The 1,204-nt window shown below is 67.3% G+C and carries 1 protein-coding gene; it reads left to right on the plus strand.

From position 1 onward, the window contains the following. A partial coding sequence (locus tag ACYVHK_RS24705; RefSeq protein ID WP_460537749.1) for an Ig-like domain-containing protein occupies positions 1–1,204 on the plus strand: 1,204 nt, incomplete at both ends.

A 1,204-nucleotide genomic window follows, 5' to 3' on the forward strand; every position in this document is an offset into this window, starting at 1 on the left:
CCGGGTCGACTTCTATGCCGGCGCCACGCTGATCGGCAGTGACAGCAGTGCCCCGTACAGCATCAACTGGAGCAATGTCGGTGCCGGCAACTACAACCTGACCGCCGTTGCCGTCGACAACCAGAACAGCAGCACGACCTCGGCCGTCATCGCCGTCTCGGTGACCGGCAACACCGCACCGACCGTGAACCTGACCGCCCCGAGTGCCGGTGCCAGCTACACCGCCCCGGCCAGCATCACCGTCTCGGCCAACGCCGCTGACAGTGACGGCAGCATTGCCCGGGTCGACTTCTACGCCGCCGGCAACCTGATCGGCAGCGACAGCAGTGCGCCGTACAGCATCAGTTGGAGCAATGTGGCCGCTGGCAGCTACAGCGTCACCGCCGTCGCCGTGGACAACCTTGGCGTCAGCACGACCTCCAGCGCCGTCAGCATCACGGTCACCGCCGGCAGCAGCAACGTCCCGCCGACCGTCAGCCTGAGCGCCCCCGGTGCCGGTGCCAGCTACACCGCCCCGGCCGGCATCACCGTCACGGCCAATGCGGCGGACAGCGATGGCAGCGTTGCCCGGGTCGACTTCTACGCCAACGGCAGCCTGATCGGCAGCGACAGCAGCGCCCCGTACAGCATCAACTGGGCCAATGTGGCCGCCGGCAGCTACAGCCTGACCGCGGTAGCCGTCGACAACCAGAACGCCAGCACGACCTCGGCCGCGGTCGCGATCAATGTCGGTGTCGGCAGCGGCGGACCGGTCACGGTCAACCTGCAGGATGACGGCAGCAGCTACACCGGCACGCGAGACGTCTACCTGTCGAGCTGGGCCAAGGATGGCAACTACGGCAGCAATACCGCCTTGCAGGAAGGCAACGAATACCGCGACCTGCTCCGGTTCGCGATCTTCCAGTCCGAAGGTGGACCGGTACCGGACGGTGCGGTGATCCAGTCGGCCACGCTCTCGCTGTACAAGACCAGCTACTACGACTACGTCTACCGTGCCCACCGGCTGCTGAAGGACTGGCTGGAAACGCAGGCGACCTGGAACGTCGCACGCAGTGGTGTGCCGTGGGCGACCGCCTCGGCCGCTGGTGCGGGGACGGACTACGTTGCGACGGCGGATGGCCAGGGCTCGGCGGGATGGAACCCGGGCTGGATGACGATCGACGTGACGGTTGGCGTGCAGTCGATGGCGCAGGCGAGCGGGACG

Source organism: Chitinimonas naiadis, assembly GCF_054780835.1.